Below are 18603 nucleotides of genomic sequence, written 5' to 3' on the forward strand. Positions count from 1 at the left end.
GGTGTGGAACGGCGGGAGCCGGGAAGCATTGCGCGCGGGCGGGGGATTTTCCGTGGACTCGGGCCGCTCCGGGACGCGGCTGCGCGATGCTGGGCGCGCCGCGCCGGCTGGCGACCCGCACCGCCGCGCGGCCGGCCAGGCCACCCGGCCGGCCAGGCCACCCGGCCGCCCCTTCCACGCCGTCGAGAGCGAGCAGCCACCGTGACCCCACCCCCGCCCCCGCCGTCCGACGCCTCCGTCCCGCCCCCGCTGCCCGCGACCCGCCCCGCGCGCGACCCGGAGGCCGCGCTCGAACTCCTCGTCCACGGCGTGGGCGGGCACACCCCCCAGGAGATGCTGGACAGCGCCCGCACCGTGCGGGTCAGCGGTGACGAGACCGCCGCGCTCTACCGCCGCGTCGCCGACACCGACGCCGAGTCGCGCGCCGCGCCGCCCGGCGGACGGCGCGAGCCCGCCCAGGAGGCGTACTGCTGGTCCGGTCTCACCTCGGGCGGCGCCACCCGCGCGCTGTGGCTGCTCCTGCTGCCGTTCATGGTGGCCAACCTCGCCCACTGGATGCGCCCCGACACCAGCGGACTGCCGCGCGCACGGCGCCTGTACGGCGCCCTGGTCCGGCTCGTCGCCCTCAGCCTCACCGTGCTGTTCGCGGCCTCCGCCTGCGAGGTGGCGCTCGACCTGACGGCCTGGCAGTGCGCGGGCTCCGCCGCCTGCGCCGCCCACAGGTCGTGGCTCGCGTTCCTCTCACCGGCACACCACGGCTGGTGGTCCCAGCCGGGCCGAAGGCTCGCGCTCGCCGCCGCCGTGCCCACCGCGCTCGTCACCCTGCTGTGGTACCTCTCCCGCCGCACCTGGGCCATGTACGAGAACCAGCGCACCCCCGACGGCGCGGAGGAGGACCGTGCCGGGACCGCGCGGGGCACCGGGCCTGACGAGGCGTCGGAGCACGCCGCCGACCTGCCCGCCCTCGCGCGGCCCGGCTTCTGGTACGGGCGCCGGGTCGTCGCGCGGCTGCGCGCCGCGCACACGGCGGCAGGCTTCCTCACCGTCGGCGCGGCCGTCGCCGACGCCGCGGTACGCCACGACACCGCAGCGGGCGGCACCCCCGCGCTCCTCGGCCGGCTCCTCCAGGCCGCCCTCGCCGCCTGCGCCCTCGCCGCGGTCCTCGTGGTGTGCCGCAGCGGACGCAGCGAGTCCGTCCGCGACCCGCGGGCGGACGGCGCGCTCACCACGGCGCTGCCGGCGGCGAGCCTCGCGCTGCTCGCTGCGAGCCTCCTCTACGCCGGCTGGTCGCGGCCCGGCTGGCGCTCCTCGGGCACCCTCACGGGCGATCCGGCCTTCCGCGCCGTCGCGCTCGCCCAGGCCGTGCTGGCCGTCGCGCTCGCTGTCACCGCGCTCGTCCTGTACCGCACCACCCGCAGGACGGGCACCGCGCTGCGTGGCCTCGGCGGACCCGCGGTCGCCGTGCTCGCCTGCGGCACTGCGGGCGTGATGACGGGCGGCGTCGCCCAGCGCGTCGCCGACTGGCTCGACGGCGGCGCCACCCCCGGCATGGGCGGCGCGGCGGCGCCCGCCCCGCCGACCCTGCTGAGCTGGCAGGCGTCCGTGATCCCCGCCCTGCTCGTGCTGCTCCTCGTGCCCGTCGCCTTCCTCGCCGTACGCACCGTGCGCGCGGCCCGCGCGGAGCGCGCCCGCGTCGAGGCCGACTACGGCGTCGGCCGCGCGCCCGACGGGCCGCCGGCCGACGCCGTGCGCACCCGGCAGATCGCGGACCGCCGCGCCGTGGTACGCCTCACCGACCGGGCGCCCCGCCTGGTCGGCGTGCTCGCGGGCGCGGCCCTGCTGCTCGGCGCCGCCGCCGTCGCGCTCTCCTGGATCTCAGGAGAGGTGCCCGGGCGCGCGGCCGACGGCGCGGGGCCGTTCACCGAGGCCGTCGCGGACACCGCGCAGGGCGTCGGCTCCTGGCTCGTCGGCTTCGGCTTCCTCGCCTTCGTCACCCTCGGCAGGCTCGCCTACAGCCGCCCCGGCATCCGCCAGACCATCGGCATCCTGTGGGACGTCGGCACCTTCTGGCCGCGCGCCGCCCACCCCTTCGCGCCGCCCTGCTACGCCGAGCGCGCCGTGCCCGACCTGACCTGGCGCATCCGCACCTGGACCCGGCAGACCGGTGGCAGGCTCGTGCTCTCCGCGCACTCCCAGGGCACGGTGCTCGCCGCCGCCGCCGTCTGGCAGCTGGACGCCGAGGCGCGCGGCAGGACCGCGCTCCTCACCTACGGCTCCCCGCTGAAGCGGCTCTACGGCCGGTGGTTCCCCGCCTACTTCGGCGGTCCCCAACTCACCGCGCTGCACCGGGAGATGCGCCTCTGGCGCAATCTGTTCCGGGACACCGACCCGATCGGCGGACCGGTCGGCGCCACGGACGGCGGTGCACTGCCCGAGGTCGACAGGGGACCGCTCAAGGACCCGCTCGCCTACGGCAGGAGCGCCGCGCACCCGCTGCCCGAGGCCGTCAGCGGACACGGCGGCTACCAGAGCGACCCCGCGTTCGCCGTGGAGCGCGCCGCGCTGTTCACCTCCCTGCTGCCGGGCCTGCCAGGCCAGCAGCGGCGCGCGGACACGCGGGAGAGCGGTGAGCCGGCGCACGAGGGGGGAGCGGGCCGCTCTCAGGGCAGCTCGGGCAGGTCGTCCGCGTAGAGGAGCGTGAGGTCGTCCGTGCTGGCCTCGGCCAGCTGGGCGACCCGGCCCGCGTGCCGCTCCACCATGGACTCGAACGTCTGGCGCGCCGTACGGCCGTTGCCGAAGGCCGGGCCCTTCGGCAGTACCGAGAAGTACTTCAGCAGCGCCTCGGACGCGCCGTCGCCGAGCCGGTACTCGTGCTCGTCCGCCTGCTGCTCCACGATCCGCAGCAGCTGCTCGGGCGCGTAGTCGCCGAAGGTGATGGTGCGGGAGAAGCGCGATGCCACACCGGGGTTGACGGAGAGGAAGCGCTCCATCTCCGCGGTGTACCCGGCGACGATCACCACCACCGCGTCCCGGTGGTCCTCCATCAGCTTCACCAGCGTGTCGATGGCCTCCTTGCCGAAGTCGCGGCCCGAGTCCTCCGGCGAGAGCGCGTACGCCTCGTCGATGAACAGCACGCCGCCCCTGGCCCGCTCGAACGCCTCCTGCGTGCGGATCGCCGTCGAGCCGATGTGCTCGCCGACCAGGTCGACGCGGGAGACCTCCACCAGGTGGCCGCGCTCCAGCACGCCGAGCGACGCCAGGATCTCGCCGTAGAGCCGTGCCACCGTCGTCTTGCCCGTGCCGGGGGAGCCGGTGAAGACCAGGTGGCGGCGGACGGAGGCGGCCTTGAGCCCCGCCTCCCTGCGCCGTCTGCCGACCTCGATCATGTCGATGAGCGCCCGCACCTCGCGCTTCACGCTGTCGAGGCCCACCAGGGCGTCGAGCTCCGCCAGCACGTCCTGCGAGGGCCGCGCCGGCTCGTCCGGCTGCCCGGGAGCCGCGGACGGGGCGGCGGGCGCGGTGGCGGGCGGGGCGGCCACCGCGGGGACCTGCGCGGGCACCGTCCCCAGCAGGCCGGCCGTGGCGCCGCCGCGCGGCTCGGCGCCCGCGGGGACCACGCCGCTCTCGTCGCTCGTGCAGTCCTCCACGACCGGCCCTTCGTCCGTGAACTCGTACCCGCCGCGCGCGCACCGCTCGGTACGGCAGCGGCCGAGCGTCGTACGGCACCCGTCCATGACGTGGAAGCCGTACCCTCCGCTGCCGGTCACCCGGCAGCCCCGGAACGTGCCGCGGCCCTCCGCCGACACGTAGAACCCCGCCTCGGACGGCGAGGTGATGACGCAGCGCTCGATCGTCGGATCGGCGCCCTTCGTGACGATCACGCCCGTCTGCACCGAGTCCACCGTGCAGGACGCGAGCGTGCCGCCGCTGCCGTGGTCGCGGAACCAGGCGCCCGTCGAGGCGTGGCTGATGCGGCAGTCGTCGAGCTGCACGGTCGCGCCGTCGCTCACCGAGACCGCCGTGTTGCGCACCTGCGACAGGTCGCTGTCGACGACGTCCACCCGCGAACCGCGGTCGAGGACGAACAGCGCGTCGGGCACGTCGTGCACCCGGCACGAGTCGAGCACGGCCGTCGCGCCGTCGCTCACCCAGACCGCCGGGTAGTCGCCCGTGGACTCGTGTATCTCGCACTGGTTGGCGTCGACCCGGGTGCCCGGGTCCCACACGGACAGGCCGTTGCGGCCGAAGCGGCGCACCGTCGAGCGGGTCAGCGTGAGGACGGACCGCGACCTGAGGTCGACCGCGTTCTCCGGCACGTCGTGGATGTCGCAGTCGGAGAGCGTCAGCACGGCGTCCGTGTCGAGCGTGACGCCGTCCGACGTCGTACGGTGGACGGTGGAGTCGGTGAAGTGGGCCGCGCCCCGTGAGGAGACCTGCACGCCCGCGCCCTTGACCTCGTACACCTCGCAGCCCACCGCCTCAAGGCCCGTGGTGTCTCCGGTGACGCTGATCCCGGCGCCCGACGCGTGGTGCACCCGGCAGCGCTCCAGGCGCGGATGCGCGCCGCCGCTGACCGCGATGCCCGCCTGGCCGGCCGCCAGGACCTCGCACTCCTCGTAGACCCCGCCCGCGCCGTCGAGCACCGCGAGCCCCACGCCCGCCGGGTTGTCGACGGTGGTGCGCCGCACGGTGGGCCTGGCCGCGCCGCGCACCTCTATCCCGGTGGCCGACCGGGTGACGACCCGCAGGCCGAGCAGTTCCGGCGTGCCGTCCTCCACCAGCAGCGCGGGCGCCGCGGAGTCCTGGCCCTCGACGTGGATGTCCTGCACCGTGGCCGAGGCCCGCACCGTCAGCGGCACGCCGTCGTACGGGGCGATCCGCACGGAGCCCGCCGCGCCCTCGGGGCCGCGCAGCGTGACGGCCCGGCCGACGACGAGGTTCTCGCGATAGGTGCCCGGAGCGACCGTCAGGACGTCACCGTCGGCCGCCGCGTCGAGGGCCGCGGCGAGAGAGGCGTACTCACCCGTGCGGCGCCGCCACCGCGAAGTACCCGAGTGTGTCACCTGGACCGTGCCCTGTGCCATGGCGCTGTGCTGCCCCCACCTCGTGCGACTGCGGTGCTCCCGGCCACGAAGAGGACCGGGTCGCGCACCACCGTAGCGCGCGCGGGGCAGGTGAGTTGACGTCCTGGCCGTGCGCCCCGCCGCACCCGGCGGGGCGCACGGAGCGCCCGCGGCCCCGCGGCGCGCGGGACACGCCCCCGGGCGGATCCCGGCCAGGCGTCGCGCCGCCCGGCCGGGGGCCGCCCGGCGGCGGCCGGGGGATCCGGCACCGCCTGGCAGGCAGGCCGGGCCGAAAGCGCCCTCGGCCATCCGGCGGCCTCCGCCGCCGCTCAACTCCCGGTGCCCGTACGCCCCCAGTCCGGTCCGACCTGGGCCCACTGGCGGTCCAGCCGCTTGTACCGCTGGTGGACGAGGCGCCATACGGCGAGCCGCCACGCGCCCAGCAGCAGGGCCGCCGCGAGCAGCGTCGCGGTGATGCCGGAGAACACCGCGTGGAAGTGCGCGGCGTCGCCGCTGATCGGCGGCGGGACCTGCCTGCCGCGCGTGTCCGTCCAGATGCTGAAGGTGTCGCCGGGCCTGAGGTGCGCGCGCGGCGCCGTCACCGGGCCGACGTGCTTGACATCCCCCGGCGTGGTCCACCGGGCGATCACCCGCGTGTCCGCGTTCTGCGAGGCCGCCGACTCCGGGTCGAAGAACCCGACCTGCCCGCGCTGCCGGGAGTCCGTCACCATCACGGCGCGCGACTCCTGGCGGTCGTGCCGCTGCTCCGCCACGGTGCGCTGGAGCGAGGATCCGAGCACCGCGCCGCTCAGCCAGCCCGCCGCCGGCGCCCCGAACACCAGCAGCGCGGCGACCAGGACCGCGAGCCATGCCTCCACCAGGTCGGTCGTCCGGCGCAGGGGGTTGTGCCGCCACCGCCAGATGCCCAGTACCACTCTCACCGTCCCGCACCCCCTTCCGTCGGAAGCAACGCGCCTGCCGGAGGCTCGGGTTCCCGCGGTGGTGAGCCTCACACAGGCGGCTCACAAAGAAACAGGGCGGCTCCGAAGCGGAGCCACCCTGCCGAGGCGTACGGGACCTCCCATGGGTCCGGTGCGTGCCCGTCTGCTACGGGTCAGTACCCCCTGCCCTGGTACGGCCTGTTGTACGGATCGTCGTAGGGCCCCTGGGCCGCCGGAGCGGGCGCGGGGCGCATCGGCGCCGCGGGGCGCATCGCGTCGTAGCCGGCGGGCGCGGGGCGCTGCGGCATCGGGCGCTGCGGCTGCTGCTGGTAGCCGGGCTGCTGGCCGGGGTAGCCGCCGCGCGGCTGCTGGGCCTGCTGCGGGATGTACGGCGCGGGCGCCTGCTGCAGCGGTACGGGCTGCTGGGCCTGCTGCGGGTAGCCGTACTGCTGCTGCGCCGGGGCCGAGGGGGCCGGGGGCAGGGCGGGAAGCGACGACGGCAGGGCCGGGAGGTAGCTCGAACCCGTGTCGTACGCCGAGGGCACTCGGATCGGAGCGATCTGAGGCGTGCCCCGTTCCGCGACGAGCGAGTCGTAGATCGGGGTGTCCGGAAACGACGGCGCGGTGTAGTAACCGCCGCCGTAGGAGCGGGGGGAGGTCATGGCACAGAGATTAAGCCCACCATGTGCCCCATGGGGAGCCCGGTCGGACGGTTCTTTGGGCGCTTTCGCGTGACGCCGGACCCCCAATGCGAGCGAACTTGTCAAAATCGGTCGCCCGGGCTCGTTCGAATCCTGTAAAGGCCACGTGAGCCCCGGGTTACCGCCGGGTCGCGGAGCCTCCCCATGCGGTGGCGCGATTACGTTGGGAAGATGGAAACAACGGCACGGAGGCGGCGCGACGGGGGAGATCATGTCCATGCTTAAAGGGGCCAATGTGCGGGTCTCCGCGCCCGCCGTACGCATTGAATTGGGCTGGAGTTCGGGCCCCGGTGTACCGGACGTCGACGCGTCGGCGCTGCTGCTCGACGGGGGCCGGGTCAGGTCCGACGCCGACTTCGTCTTCTACAACCAGCCGTCCGACTCCGCGGGCACCGTCCGCCACGAGGGCAAACGCGCGGCGGGCGGCACCGTCACCGACACCCTCGCGGTGGACCTCGCGGCCGTCGAGCCGGAGATCGGGCGCATCGTGCTCGCCGCGTCGGCCGAAGGCGGCACCTTCGGCCGGGTGCCGGGTCTCTCCGTACGGGTCGCCGACGCGGCCACCGGGGAGGAACTCGCGCGCTACGACAGCTCGGACGCCACCGTCGAGACGGCGTACGTACTCGGCGAGCTGTACCGTCGAGACGGAGGCTGGAAGTTCCGCGCGGTCGGGCAGGGCTACAGCACCGGACTCGCGGGCCTGGCAACGGACTTCGGCATCACCGTCGACGAACCCGGTACGCCGGGCGCGGACCCCGCGCGGGCGGCGGCCGGACCTGGCGCACCGTCAGCACCGTTGAACCCGCAGGCCCCGGCGGTCGGGCACGACCCGTCCGGCCCGCAGAACCCGCCGGCCCCGCAGGCGGCCCCGGCACCTCCCGCGGCGGACACACCACCGCCCCCGCCCGCCCCGCCTGCCGCACCCGCCCCGCAGGGCGCGGCAGGCACCCCGGCCCCGCAGCCCCCACCGGCGCCCGTGCGCCTCTCGAAGGTCACACTGACCAAGGACGCCCCCTCCGTCTCGCTGGCGAAGCAGGGCGGCGGCTCGGGCGCCCTGCGCGTCAACCTCAACTGGCAGGTGCGCACACCGCCGCAGCAGAAGCAGCAGCCCGCCAAGGGCTGGGGGGCGCGCCTCGGCCGCGCCCTCGCGGGCGCGGCAGGCGCCGGCGCCCAGCTCGACCTCGACCTGTGCGCCCTCTACGAACTCGCCGACGGACGCAAGGGCGTCGTACAGGCGCTCGGCGGCGCCTTCGGATCCCTCGCCCGGCCCCCGTACATCCACCTCGACGGCGACGACCGCACGGGAGCCGTGGCGAGCGGCGAGAACCTCACCGTCAACCTCGACCACACCCGCGACTTCCGCCGCATCCTGATCTTCGTCACCATCTACGAGGGCGCGAGCAGCTTCGCCGACCTCGCGGCCACCGTGACGCTCCAACCCCAGCACGGCGCCGCGATCGACTTCGACCTCGGCGAGTGCACCGTGCCCTCCCGGGTGTGCGCCCTCGCGCTCCTCACCCGCACCGGCTCCGACCTGGTCGTGCAGCGCGAGGCGCGGTTCCTCGTGCCCGAGCGCGGGGTCAGCCCGCAGCGCACGGTCGACCGGGCCTACGGCTGGGACATGGACTGGACACCGGGCCGCAAGTAACCCACGGCGCGCCCGTCGGGGCGGAGCGGGCGGCGGCTCAGGACTCCCGCGCCGCCTCCGCCTCCGGCCGCGCGTACGTGCGGCCCTTCCAGGCCGCGCCGCGGCCCCGGTAGTGCTGCACGGCCGAGTCCACCGTCATCAGCAGGTACAGCAGCGCCGTGAACGGCAGCAGCGGCGCCGTCCACCACGGCTCGCGGTAGTAGCGCAGCATCGGCAGGTACGAGCCGGTCATCAGCGCCCACGCCGCGAGCCCCGCCCAACCCGCCCACGCGCCCGCCCCCGCGAGCCCCGCGAACGCCATGGCCGGCGGCACCAGGTAGATCAGCGCGAGCCCCGCCACCGTGCCGAGCAGCACCAGCGGGTTGTGCCGCAGCTGCGCGTACGCGCTGCGCGACACCATCTTCCACAGGTCCGCGAGGCGCGGGTACGGCCGGACGCTGTCCACCCGGTCCGCGAGCCCGAGCCAGATCCGCCCGCCGCTGCGCTGCACGGCACGCGCGAGCGACACGTCGTCGATCACCGCCTGCCGGATCGACTCGGGCACCCGCGCCCGCTCCGCGGCCTCCGCGCGCAGCAGTACGCAGCCGCCGGCCGCCGCCGCGGTGCGCCGCCGCGCGCTGTTGACCCAGCGGAACGGGTACAGCTGCGAGAAGAAATACACGAACGCGGGCACCACGAGCCGCTCCCACGGGCTCGCCACCCGCAGCCGCGCCATCTGCGACACCATGTCGAAGCCGCCGCCGCGCGCCGACTCCACCAGCCTGCGCAGGCTGTCCGGCTCGTGCGCGATGTCCGCGTCCGTCAGCAGGAGGTACTCGGGATCCCTCGCCCGCGCCAGCGCGATGCCGTGCCGCACCGCCCACAGCTTGCCCGTCCAGCCGCGCTCCGGCTCGCCCGGCGACGACACCGTCAGCGGCAGCCCGCCCTCGCTGCGCGCGAGCGAACGCGCCAGGCCGCCCGTGCCGTCGCTGCTGCCGTCGTCGACGAGGAACACCTCGGCCGTGCCCGGATACGCCTGGGCCAGCAGCGACGGCAGGGTCAGCGGCAGCACGTCCGCCTCGTCGCGCGCCGGCACGACGATGGCGACCGAGGGCCACCGCCCCTGCGCGGGCACGCCCTGCGCGCGTCGCGGCAGGCGCTGGTCCGTACGCCAGAAGAAGCCCTGCCCCGCCAACAGCCAGCACCACACGGCCAGCGACACCATGGAGATCCACTCGACAACGCTCACCCGCCGAAGTCTGCCCCAACGCGGCCGCGCGGGCACGGTCGGCTAGGGTTGCGCCGTGAAGATCGCGCTCATGGACTCCGGTATCGGGCTGCTGGCCGCAGCCGCCGAGGTGCGCAGGATGCGGCCGGACGCCGAGCTGGTCCTCTCCACCGACCCCGAGGGGATGCCCTGGGGCCCGCGCACCCCGGAAGACGTCGCGGGGCGGGCGCTCGCCGTGGCCCGCGCCGCCGCGGCCCTGCGGCCGGACGCCCTGATCATCGCCTGCAACACCGCCACCGTGCACGCGCTGCCCACCCTGCGGGCCGCCCTCGAACCCGGCCTGCCGGTCGTCGGCACCGTCCCCGCCGTCAAGCCCGCAGCCGCGGGCGGCGGCCCGGTCGCCGTGTGGGCCACCCCCGCCACCACCGGCAGCCCCTACCAGCGCGATCTGATCGACGAGTTCGGCGCGGGCGCCGACATCACCGAGGTGCCCTGCCCCGGGCTGGCCGACGCGGTCGAGCACGCCGACGACGACGCCGTCGACAGGGCCGTCGCGGCTGCCGCCGCCCGCACCCCCCGCGACGTGCGCGCCCTTGTGCTCGGCTGCACCCACTACGAGCTGGTGCGGGACCGTATCGCCGCCGCCGTCGCACCCGGAGCCGTGCTGTACGGCTCCGCCACCGCGGTCGCCACGCAGGCGCTGCGCCGCGCGGGTGGCGGGCCCGCCCCCGAGGCGGCACCCGTGGGACCGCCCACCGTCCTCGCGAGCGGCCGAGAGGCGGAGCTGCCCGAGGCGGCGCTGCGCTACCCCGAGGGGCGGCTGCTCGCCGTGGTGGGCCAGCCCGGCTGACACCCGCCGCCCCCGGTGCGCGTCCGTGCGGCCGGTGTGTCGGCAATCCCTCACCGGGGGCCCGCCCGCGCGGAACGTGGGTACGCTGCATGCCATGACGGAGTACTCACGGCACGAAGGCACCCGTGCCCACGCCGCGACGACCCTGTCCGAGATGTGGTCGGGCCGGGCGACCAACAAGGCGCAGTGGCTGCTCGCCGCGGTGGGCGCCGCCTGCATCGCGCTCGGCGTCGAGCTGGTGGTCGACGCGAACTGGACCTCGGGGGCCGCGGCCCTCGTCATGTCGGTGGTCGGCTGCTTCGCCGCGGGCCTGCTGATGCTGTTCGGCACGCTCGCCTTCGTGCACGTGGGCGTGCGCATCGACGAGGAGTGGCTCGAGGTGCGCTGCGGCCACATGGGCGTGCCGCGCCGCCGTATCCCGCTCGCCCAGGTCGTCGACGCGGACTTCGCGCCCCGCGTCACCCCGCACCAGTGGGGCGGCTGGGGCTACCGCTGGCGCCCGGAGAAGGGCACCGCGGTCGTGGTGCGCCGTGGTGAGGGACTCGTCCTGCGGATGAGCGACGGCCCCGACTTCACCGTCACCGTGGACGACGCCCAGGCGGCCGTCCGCATCCTCCGCGCCCGCTGCCGCGCCGGCCGCGCCGCATAGCCGGAATCCCACGCGTGGGTCGCTGCCCGGTGCGCCTGCCACGCCTCCGACCCGGTGCGACGCCGGCCCCCCCCGGCGGCTCCCGCGACCGGCCGCGCCGCACAGCCCGCCACGGACAGCGACCCCCGCGCGCGGCGCGCCGCACGGGCCGCCCGGTACGACTCCCGCGCCCGGCGCCACCCGTCCGGCCGTATCACCTCGGCCGTACCACCTCGGCCGTACCACCTCGGCCGTACGGCGCAGGAGGGGCCGGGGCCGCCGTGGCCAGGCGCGTGAGCGCGCCCGCTGCCGCCGTACCCGCGCGTGGCCGAGCGCGCCGCTCGCGGTCGCGGGCCCTGCCGGACAGGTCAGGGCCGTACCCGCCGCCGCGACCGGCGCGGCGCACGGCGCCGGCAGCGGCACCCGCGCCGGCCCAGCCCCGTACGGTGGCCACGGTCAAGGCCACACGCGGTCCACCGCGGCAGCTCCCGCGATGGAATACGGGGACACCGTGCCGCAAGGCCGCGACACGCACCCCGGGAGCCCCGCGTGCCCTGCCATGCCGGGCCCACGGCCGCACAAGTGAGCGCCGTACACTCCGGGGGGTGAGCGCCCCCGTGACCTCGGTCGAGACCCCGCAGCCCGAGCCGCCCCCGGCCCCCGCCTCCGCGAAGCGGGCCTGGCCCGCCCGGCTCGCGGGACCGGCCGCCGCGGTCGCCGGGGGGCTGCTGCTCTACGCGAGCTTCCCGCCGCGCCCCCTGTGGTACCTCGCGCTGCCCGGCCTCGCCCTGTTCGGGTGGAGCCTGCGCGGCCGCGGGCTCAGGGCCGGATTCGGCCTCGGCACGCTGGGCGGGCTCGCGTTCCTGCTGCCGCTGCTGGTGTGGACGAGCGTCGAAGTCGGTTCCTTCCCGTGGCTCGCGCTCTCCGTGGCCGAGGCGCTTTTCCTCGGCCTCGTCGGCCTCGGCATCGCCGCCGTCAGCCGGCTCCCGGTGTGGCCGCTGTGGGCGGCGGGGCTGTGGATGGCGGGCGAGGCGGCCCGCTCCCGCTTCCCGTTCGGCGGCTTCTCCTGGGGCAAGGTCGCCTTCGGCCAGGCGGACGGCGTGTTCCTGCCGCTCGCCGCCGCGGGCGGCACACCGCTGCTCGGCTTCGCCGTCGTCCTGTGCGGCTTCGGGCTCGCCGAGGCCGCGCGCCGCGCCGCCGCGTACCGCAGGACCCGCACACTCCCGCGCGGCGCGGCGACCGCCGCGGCCGTCACCGTGCTCGCGCCCGTCGCCGGCGCGTTCGCCGCGCTGCCCCTCGTCTCGAACGCCCCGGAGGCCGGCACCGCGACCGTCGCCGCGATCCAGGGCAACGTGCCCCGCATGGGCCTCGACTTCAACGCGCAGCGCGCCGCCGTCCTCGACAACCACGCACGGCAGACGCTGAAACTCGCCGCCGAGGTCAAGGCGGGCAAGCGGCCGAAACCCGACTTCGTGCTCTGGCCCGAGAACTCCTCCGACATCGACCCGCTCCATGACGAGAGCGCCCGGCTCACCATCGACGCGGCGGTGAAGGCGATCGGCGCGCCCACCGAGATCGGCACCCTCGTGCAGAACCCCGGGCCCGGCGGCAAGCTCTACAACACGCTCATCGACTGGAGCCCCGCGAGCGGCCCGGGCGCGACCTACGAGAAGCGCCACATCCAGCCGTTCGGCGAGTACATCCCCCTGCGCTCCCTCGCCGAGAAGTTCAGCAAGGACGTGAACCTCGTCGGCGAGGACTTCAGCCCCGGGCACAAGGTCGGCGTCTTCACCATGGCCGGCACCAGGGTCGGCTTCGCCACCTGCTACGAGGCGGCGTTCGACAACGACGTGCGCGACCCGGTCGAGGCGGGCGCCGAACTGCTCGCCGTCCCCAGCAACAACGCCACCTTCGACCGCAGTGAGATGACCTACCAGCAACTCGCCATGGACCAGGTGCGTGCCGTGGAGCACAGCCGCTCCGTCGTCGTCCCCACCACCAGCGGCGTCAGCGCGATCATCCGTCCTGACGGCACGATCGTCCGGCGCAGCGGCATGTTCGCCCCCGCGATCCTGGAGGACGAGGTCCCCCTGCGCACCTCGCTCACCCCGGCCACCCGGCTCGGCACCGCCCCGGAGTGGCTGCTCGTCGCCGTGGGCGCGGCGGGTGCCGCCTGGTCGACGGTCCGCGCTGTGCGCGCCCGCCGCGGGACCCCCGCCCCGCACCCGGGCCCCGCCCGTAAGGTCGGGCAGCATGGGAACACCTGACTTCATCAAGGACGTCCGCGCCGACGCGGGCCACCAACTGCTCCTGCTGCCCGGGGTCACCGCCATCGTGCTCGACGACGACGGCCGGGTCCTGCTCGGACGGCGCGCGGACAACGGCGAGTGGGCGCTCATCGCGGGCATCCCCGACCCCGGCGAGCAGCCCGCGGCGGCCGCGGTGCGCGAAGTGTACGAGGAGACCGGCGTGCACAGCGAGGCGGTACGCGTCGTGTCGGTGCACGCGATGCGCAAGCCCGTCACCTACCCCAACGGCGACATCTGCCAGTTCATGGACATCACCTTCCTGTGCCGCGCGACCGGCGGCGAGGCGCACGTCCACGACGAGGAGTCCCTGGAGGTCGGCTGGTTCCCGGCAGACGGGCTGCCGCCGCTGCGGGACTTCGCGCTGTTCCGGCTCAAGCAGGCGCTCACCGACGGGCCCACCTGGTTCGACCCCGCCGCCGCCTGACGGACACACCGCCGGGCCGGGGGCCTACGCTGGGCGGATGACGCCGCACGACTCCGCACGGACCGCCCCGTACCCCCCGTCGGCCGGGGGGCCGGATCTGCGCGGCCGTACCGCGCTCGTCACCGGGGCAGCGAGCGGCATCGGCCGCGCCTGCGCGCTGCGGCTCGCCGCGGCGGGCGCCACCGTGCGGGCGCTCGACCGGGACGCCGCGGGACTCGGCGCCCTCGCCGCCGGGCACCCGCGGGTGCCCGGCGGGGGCGGGCTGCGGATCGAGGTCCTCGACCTCACCGACCTCGACGCGGCCGAGGCCGCGGCGGCCGGCGCCGACATCCTCGTCAACAACGCGGGCCTGCAACTGGTCAGGCCCATCGAGGAGTTCCCGGGCGACGTCTTCCACACCGTGCTCACGGTGATGCTGGAGGCGCCGTTCCGCCTCATCAAGGGCGCCCTGCCGCACATGTACGCCTCGGGGTGGGGCCGGATCGTCAACATCTCGTCCGTGCACGGGCTGCGCGCCTCGCCGTACAAGGCGGCGTACGTCGCGGCCAAGCACGGCCTCGAAGGGCTGTCGAAGACCGCCGCGCTCGAAGGCGCCCCGCACGGCGTCACCTCCAACTGCGTCAACCCCGCCTATGTGCGCACCCCGCTGGTCGGGCGGCAGATCGCCGACCAGGCCGCGGCGCACGGCATCCCGCCCGAGCGCGTCGTCTCCGAGATCATGCTCGCGGACAGCGCGCTCAAGCGGCTGCTCGACCCCGAGGAGGTCGCCGAGGCCTTGGCGTACCTCTGCTCACCGCAGGCGTCGTTCGTCACCGGCACCTCACTGGCGCTCGACGGCGGCTGGACCGCCCACTGAGCACGGCCCCGGCCCCTGCTCCCGGCCCCCCACCCCGCACCCCGGCCGCCGCGCTACTGTTCCAGCGGCGCGAGGCCGGCGAACGCGCCGTCGTGGTGCACGAGCGCGGGACCGCTGTGGTGCCCGCCGCCCGACTCGACCTCGCCCACCACCAGCAGGTGGTCGCCGACGACCTGACGCAGCGTCACCCGCGCGGACAGCCAGGCGGGTACACCGTCGAGCAGCGGCAGCCCGCCCTCGTCCGCCGTCCAGGACGCGCCCTCGAAGCGGTCGACGCCGCTGCGGGCGAAGCGCGACGCGAGCGCCGTGTCGGCCGCGCCGAGCACGTGCACGGCGAACCGGTCGGCGGCGCGCACCGCGTCCAGCGTCGACGCCGTGAGGCCGAGGCAGAACGACACCAGCGCCGGGTCGAGCGAGACCGAGGTGAACGACGTCGCGGTGAAGCCCGCGGGCCCCGGCACCGTGATCACCGTGACGCCTGCGGCGTGCCGCCGCAGCGTGCTGCGGAGCACCGCGGCCGACAGCCCCCCGCCGTGGCCCTCCGCGGACTCGCGCGGCGCCTGCGGGTGCGGGGCGGGGGAGTGCTGGGTGGAGACGGTCATGCCGCTTCTTCCCTTCGAGGAGTACGGAGCGTGCGGGCGGGTGCCGCGCGGGCGCGGCACCGCGGTCATGTGCCGGTAAGGGTGAGCAGCGGCCGCCGCGCACCGTCCGCGCGCAGCCGTTCGAGCCACACCACGACCGTCGCGGCGGTGGTGCGGTGCGTGATGTCGTTGAGCGTGTCGTGCACGCCGCCGTGCACCACCCCCAGCGCGGCCTGCGGCAGGCGTGCTGCCCGCCGCTCGGCCTCCGCGAGCGGGGTGACCGGGTCGGCGTCGCCGTGCAGCAGCAGGACCGGCACGCCGGGAGCGGCCTCGGCGCGCAGCGCCTCAGGCACCGGGTCGGCGAGGCCGCCCCGGACGAACGTCTCGTCGTCCGAGAGCCGCGCGCGGTGCGTGGGGCAGGCGGTACGGGCCACCAGCTCCGCCTCCCAGTCGGACCCGTGGCCGCCCGGGGCGGCCACGCCCGTGGGCGCGGCGCCCGCCGCGACCACCCCGTCGACCCGCGGCTCACGACCCGCGGCCCCGGCGGCGTGCAGCGCCTGGAGCGCGCCCGTGTCGGAACCCACCAGGACGACCGGGGCCACCGGTTCGGGACCGGCCGCCGCGCGCGCGGCTGCGAGCACCCGCGCGGGCCCGTCCCCCGGGCGCACCGCCACCGCGTGCACCACATAGCCGTCGAAGGCCAGGCGCCTGCCGAACCGCTCGTACACCAGGGGGTGTTCGCCGCGACCCGGCAGAACGAGCAGGGTGCCGCGCGGCGCGATGCCGGCCGGCGGGTGCCAGGTCGCCGTGGCGGGCGACGATACCGCGGTCACCGGGCGCTCCCCGCGGTCGCCGCGCGGTGCGCCAGTTCCTGGCGCACCAGCGGCAACAGGTGGCGGCCGTAGTCGATGGCGTCGTCCAGCGGGTCGTAGCCGCGGATCAGCAGGGTCGTCGCGCCGATGTCGACGTAGTCGAGCAGTGCGCGCGCCACCGTCTCCGGAGTGCCCACCAGCGCCGTCGTGTTGCCGCCCGCGCCGGTCGCCGAGGCCGTCGGGGTCCACAGCGCCCGGTCGTGCAGATCGGCCTTGGCCGCTGCCGCGAGCAGCCGCCGCGAGCCGGTGTTCTGCGGCTCGCCCAGCTGCGGACCGCGCCGCGCCTGGTCGAAGAAGGTGCGCCCCGTACCGGACTTGATGGTGGCGAGGATGCGGTGGGCCCGCTCCCACGCCAACTCCTCGGTGGGTCCGAGGATCGGCCGGAAGGACACGCTGATGCCGGGCGGCTCTGCCCGGCCGGCCGCCGCGGCCGCGGCGCGCACCGACGCGATCTGCTCGGCGGTCTCCGCCAGCGGCTCGCCCCACAGGGCGAAGGTGTCCGCGTGCTTGGCGCCGACCCGGTACGCCGCCTCGGATGAGCCGCCGAAGTAGAGCGGGATGCCGCTCTCGCGCACCGGCGGCACGCCGTTCGCGTAGTCCTCGAAGCGGTAGTGGCGGCCCTCGTGGCTGAACGGCTCCCGCGACGACCAGGCGCGGCGCAGGATCGACAGGTACTCGTCCGTGCGCTCGTAGCGCTCGTCCTTGGGCAGGTAGTCGCCGTCCCTGCGCTGCTCGGTGTCGTTGCCGCCCGTGATGGTGTGCACGGCGACCCGGCCGCCGGTGAACTGGTCGAGCGTGGTGAACGTGCGGGCCGCGAGCGTCGGTGCGATGAAGCCGGGCCGGTGGGCGACGAGCAGCCCGATGCGCTCGGTGTGCGCGGCGACGTACCCGGCGACCTGCACACCGTCGGGCCTGCCCGAGCTGTAGCCGATGAGGATGCGGTCGAAGCCCGCGTCCTCGTGGGCGCGGGCGAAGCGCGCCGTGTACGCCCGGTCGACGGCGGGTCCGCTCGGGGGGTGGATCTCGGAGGCGTGCTGGGTGCCGATCATGCCGATGAACTCGACGGTGCTCGGCGCGGCCGGCCGCGCGGTCTGCTCGGCGGGGGTGGCGGGTGCGGTGGTCATGGGGCACTTCCCTTTCAGCGGCGGGGGGTTTCGGGCGTCGCGGTGGTACGGGTCGGGGCGGTGGGCGCGTGCGGCGCCGCGGCGTCGAGCACCGCGGTGCCGAGCGTGAGGAGCACGGAGTCGTCCTGCGGGGTGTGGACGCGGGAGCACAGCACGTCGCGGTAGTGGCGCTGGAGCGGCTGGGTCCTGGTCAGGCCGTGGTTGCCGGTGAGCGACACGGCCGTCTCCACGGCGCCGATCGCCGCGCGTGTCGCCAGCACCTTGACGGCGCCCGCGCGCTCCGCCGCGCCGGGCTCGCCCGCGTCGACCCGGGCGGCGAACGTGTCCACCAGGGTGTCGGCGCCCAGCAGCGCCGCCTCGATCTCGCCGACTGCGGTGCGGAACCTGGGCAGGGTGGCGAGCGGCGCGCCGAGCGCGGTCGGTACGCGTTCGTGCAGGAAGCCGGTGAGCCAGTCGAGGGCCGCGCGGGCGACCCCGAGGTACAGCGCGGGCAGCCCCAGGGCGTTCCACGCGCCGGTCACCGGGTCGGGCCTGGCGCCCGGGGTGTCCCCCGCGACCGTGAGCCCGACGACGTCGTCGAGCGGGACGCGCACGGAGTCGAGCACCACGTCGTCGCTGCGGCTGGCCCGCAGGCCCACGTGGTCCCAGGTCGGCTCGACGGCCAGGCCGGGGCTGCCGGCCCGCACGATGAACGCGCCCACACGCACCGGGTTCTCGTCGGTGCGGGCGAACACCAGCATGTGGCTGAGGCCGACCGCGCCCGTGGAGTAGATCTTCCGGCCGGTCAGCAGCCACCCCGCGCCGTCGCGGCGTGCGGTGGTGGCGGGCAGGCCGCCGCGCACCGGGCTGCCGAGCTCGGGCTCCACCCGCAGCGCGTTGACCAGGGCGGGCCCCTCGGACGACGCGGCGAGCAGTTCGGCGTAGGCGGCCTCAGGCCAGGCGGGCGTCCGCGCCTGCGCGGCATGGGTGAACAGCGTCATCGCCGTCACGAGCGCGACGGCCGGGTCGCCCGCGCCCAGCGCGCGCAGGATGCGCACGGTGTCCGCGAGCCCCGCGCCGGGCCCGCCGTGGCGCGGCGCGACGGTGGCCGTCAACAGCCCTGCCTCGTGCGCGCGTTGGAAACCCTCGTAGGGGAAGGTCGCGTCGCGGTCGTGCTCGGCGGCCCGCTCGGCGAGCGCCGCGGTGACGGCGGGCAGCCGCGCGAGGTCGAGGGGCGGCGGCGCGCCCGCGGTGTCGGTACGGGTAGGGGTCATGACTCCTCGCTCGGTGTGGGGGTGCGCCGCACGGCCGGCGCGTGCGTGCGCGGGACGGCCGTGGACGCGGTGTGCGGAGCCCGGGGAAGGCCTGCCGCGGTGCTGCCGGGCGTGCGCGGCACGGGCGTCCGCGCGGCGGTCAGGGC

15 protein-coding genes are annotated in these 18603 nt (G+C 76.1%); 7 read left to right on the forward strand and 8 right to left on the reverse strand.

Annotated elements, in window-relative coordinates; translation table 11 throughout:
• Nucleotides 1-201 precede the first annotated feature (201 nt).
• On the forward strand, nt 202-2691 hold the full coding sequence (locus ABEA77_RS06785) for a hypothetical protein (RefSeq protein WP_425588214.1): 2490 nt from the start codon (nt 202-204) through the stop codon (nt 2689-2691).
• Here the strand turns inward: ABEA77_RS06785 and ABEA77_RS06790 are convergent.
• The 3 genes from ABEA77_RS06790 to ABEA77_RS06800 form a co-directional block, all read right to left on the reverse strand.
• A complete protein-coding gene (locus tag ABEA77_RS06790; RefSeq protein WP_345642577.1) occupies nt 2661-5084 on the reverse strand; it encodes a right-handed parallel beta-helix repeat-containing protein in 2424 nt (807 codons plus the stop codon). The genes ABEA77_RS06785 and ABEA77_RS06790 overlap by 31 nt on opposite strands.
• A 308-nt stretch (nt 5085-5392) precedes the next feature.
• Nucleotides 5393-6004: an Rv1733c family protein gene (locus tag ABEA77_RS06795; RefSeq protein ID WP_345642579.1), complete on the reverse strand. Its 612-nt coding sequence runs from the start codon at nt 6002-6004 to the stop codon at nt 5393-5395.
• 173 nt (nt 6005-6177) lie between these two features.
• Nucleotides 6178-6666 (reverse strand): DUF6643 family protein, encoded by a 489-nt coding sequence (locus ABEA77_RS06800; protein WP_345642582.1) that lies wholly within the window; start codon nt 6664-6666, stop codon nt 6178-6180.
• A 250-nt stretch (nt 6667-6916) separates the two neighbouring features.
• On the opposite strand from ABEA77_RS06800, the gene ABEA77_RS06805 reads away from it, so the two are divergent.
• Nucleotides 6917-8353, forward strand: a complete 1437-nt coding sequence (locus ABEA77_RS06805; protein WP_345642585.1) for a TerD family protein — start codon at nt 6917-6919, stop codon at nt 8351-8353.
• 37 nt (nt 8354-8390) lie between these two features.
• On the opposite strand, the gene ABEA77_RS06810 is transcribed toward ABEA77_RS06805, so the two are convergent.
• Nucleotides 8391-9557: a glycosyltransferase gene (locus ABEA77_RS06810; RefSeq protein ID WP_425588216.1), complete on the reverse strand. Its 1167-nt coding sequence runs from the start codon at nt 9555-9557 to the stop codon at nt 8391-8393.
• A gap of 79 nt (nt 9558-9636) precedes the next feature.
• Here ABEA77_RS06810 and ABEA77_RS06815 point away from each other — a divergent pair, with 79 nt between their 5' ends.
• The 5 genes from ABEA77_RS06815 (at nt 9637) to ABEA77_RS06835 (ending at nt 14627) form a co-directional block, all read left to right on the forward strand.
• Nucleotides 9637-10410 carry a glutamate racemase gene (locus ABEA77_RS06815; protein ID WP_345642591.1) on the forward strand — a complete coding sequence of 258 codons (774 nt, stop codon included), beginning with the start codon at nt 9637-9639 and terminating at the stop codon, nt 10408-10410.
• A 94-nt stretch (nt 10411-10504) separates the two neighbouring features.
• Nucleotides 10505-11059 carry a hypothetical protein gene (locus tag ABEA77_RS06820; RefSeq protein WP_345642594.1) on the forward strand — a complete coding sequence of 185 codons (555 nt, stop codon included), beginning with the start codon at nt 10505-10507 and terminating at the stop codon, nt 11057-11059.
• A gap of 584 nt (nt 11060-11643) precedes the next feature.
• Entirely contained in the window at nt 11644-13305 is a 1662-nt protein-coding gene (gene lnt / locus ABEA77_RS06825; RefSeq protein WP_345642597.1) for an apolipoprotein N-acyltransferase, read from the forward strand.
• Nucleotides 13292-13771, forward strand: a complete 480-nt coding sequence (locus tag ABEA77_RS06830; protein ID WP_345642599.1) for an NUDIX hydrolase — start codon at nt 13292-13294, stop codon at nt 13769-13771. The genes lnt and ABEA77_RS06830 overlap by 14 nt, the downstream gene beginning before the upstream one ends.
• A 37-nt stretch (nt 13772-13808) precedes the next feature.
• Nucleotides 13809-14627, forward strand: coding sequence for a 3-hydroxybutyrate dehydrogenase (locus ABEA77_RS06835; protein ID WP_345642601.1), 819 nt, complete (start codon nt 13809-13811; stop codon nt 14625-14627).
• A 53-nt stretch (nt 14628-14680) separates the two neighbouring features.
• Here the strand turns inward: ABEA77_RS06835 and ABEA77_RS06840 are convergent, their stop codons facing one another.
• From ABEA77_RS06840 to ABEA77_RS06855, 4 genes are all read right to left on the reverse strand, one after another.
• Nucleotides 14681-15229 carry a flavin reductase family protein gene (locus ABEA77_RS06840; protein WP_345642603.1) on the reverse strand — a complete coding sequence of 183 codons (549 nt, stop codon included), beginning with the start codon at nt 15227-15229 and terminating at the stop codon, nt 14681-14683.
• Nucleotides 15230-15294: 65 nt separating this feature from the next.
• Nucleotides 15295-16041, reverse strand: coding sequence for an alpha/beta hydrolase (locus tag ABEA77_RS06845; RefSeq protein ID WP_345642605.1), 747 nt, complete (start codon nt 16039-16041; stop codon nt 15295-15297).
• On the reverse strand, nt 16038-17204 hold the full coding sequence (locus tag ABEA77_RS06850) for an LLM class flavin-dependent oxidoreductase (RefSeq protein ID WP_345642607.1): 1167 nt from the start codon (nt 17202-17204) through the stop codon (nt 16038-16040). Before ABEA77_RS06850 ends, ABEA77_RS06845 begins: the two co-directional genes overlap by 4 nt.
• Nucleotides 17205-17218: 14 nt before the next feature.
• Nucleotides 17219-18457 (reverse strand): acyl-CoA dehydrogenase family protein, encoded by a 1239-nt coding sequence (locus ABEA77_RS06855; protein WP_345642608.1) that lies wholly within the window; start codon nt 18455-18457, stop codon nt 17219-17221.
• Between the last annotated feature and the right edge of the window lie 146 nt (nt 18458-18603).

This window comes from Streptomyces tremellae (assembly GCF_039540215.1).
GTDB lineage: Bacteria > Actinomycetota > Actinomycetes > Streptomycetales > Streptomycetaceae > Streptomyces > Streptomyces tremellae.

Coding starts and splice junctions, on each gene's coding strand:
- ABEA77_RS06790 (WP_345642577.1), bottom strand. CDS start 5,084: ATGGCACAGGGCACGGTCCAGGTGACACACTCGGGTACTTCGCGGTGG.
- ABEA77_RS06800 (WP_345642582.1), bottom strand. CDS start 6,666: ATGACCTCCCCCCGCTCCTACGGCGGCGGTTACTACACCGCGCCGTCG.
- ABEA77_RS06805 (WP_345642585.1), top strand. CDS start 6,917: ATGTCCATGCTTAAAGGGGCCAATGTGCGGGTCTCCGCGCCCGCCGTA.
- ABEA77_RS06810 (WP_425588216.1), bottom strand. CDS start 9,557: ATGGTGTCGCTGGCCGTGTGGTGCTGGCTGTTGGCGGGGCAGGGCTTC.
- ABEA77_RS06820 (WP_345642594.1), top strand. CDS start 10,505: ATGACGGAGTACTCACGGCACGAAGGCACCCGTGCCCACGCCGCGACG.
- ABEA77_RS06830 (WP_345642599.1), top strand. CDS start 13,292: ATGGGAACACCTGACTTCATCAAGGACGTCCGCGCCGACGCGGGCCAC.
- ABEA77_RS06835 (WP_345642601.1), top strand. CDS start 13,809: ATGACGCCGCACGACTCCGCACGGACCGCCCCGTACCCCCCGTCGGCC.
- ABEA77_RS06840 (WP_345642603.1), bottom strand. CDS start 15,229: ATGACCGTCTCCACCCAGCACTCCCCCGCCCCGCACCCGCAGGCGCCG.
- ABEA77_RS06850 (WP_345642607.1), bottom strand. CDS start 17,204: ATGACCACCGCACCCGCCACCCCCGCCGAGCAGACCGCGCGGCCGGCC.
- ABEA77_RS06855 (WP_345642608.1), bottom strand. CDS start 18,457: ATGACCCCTACCCGTACCGACACCGCGGGCGCGCCGCCGCCCCTCGAC.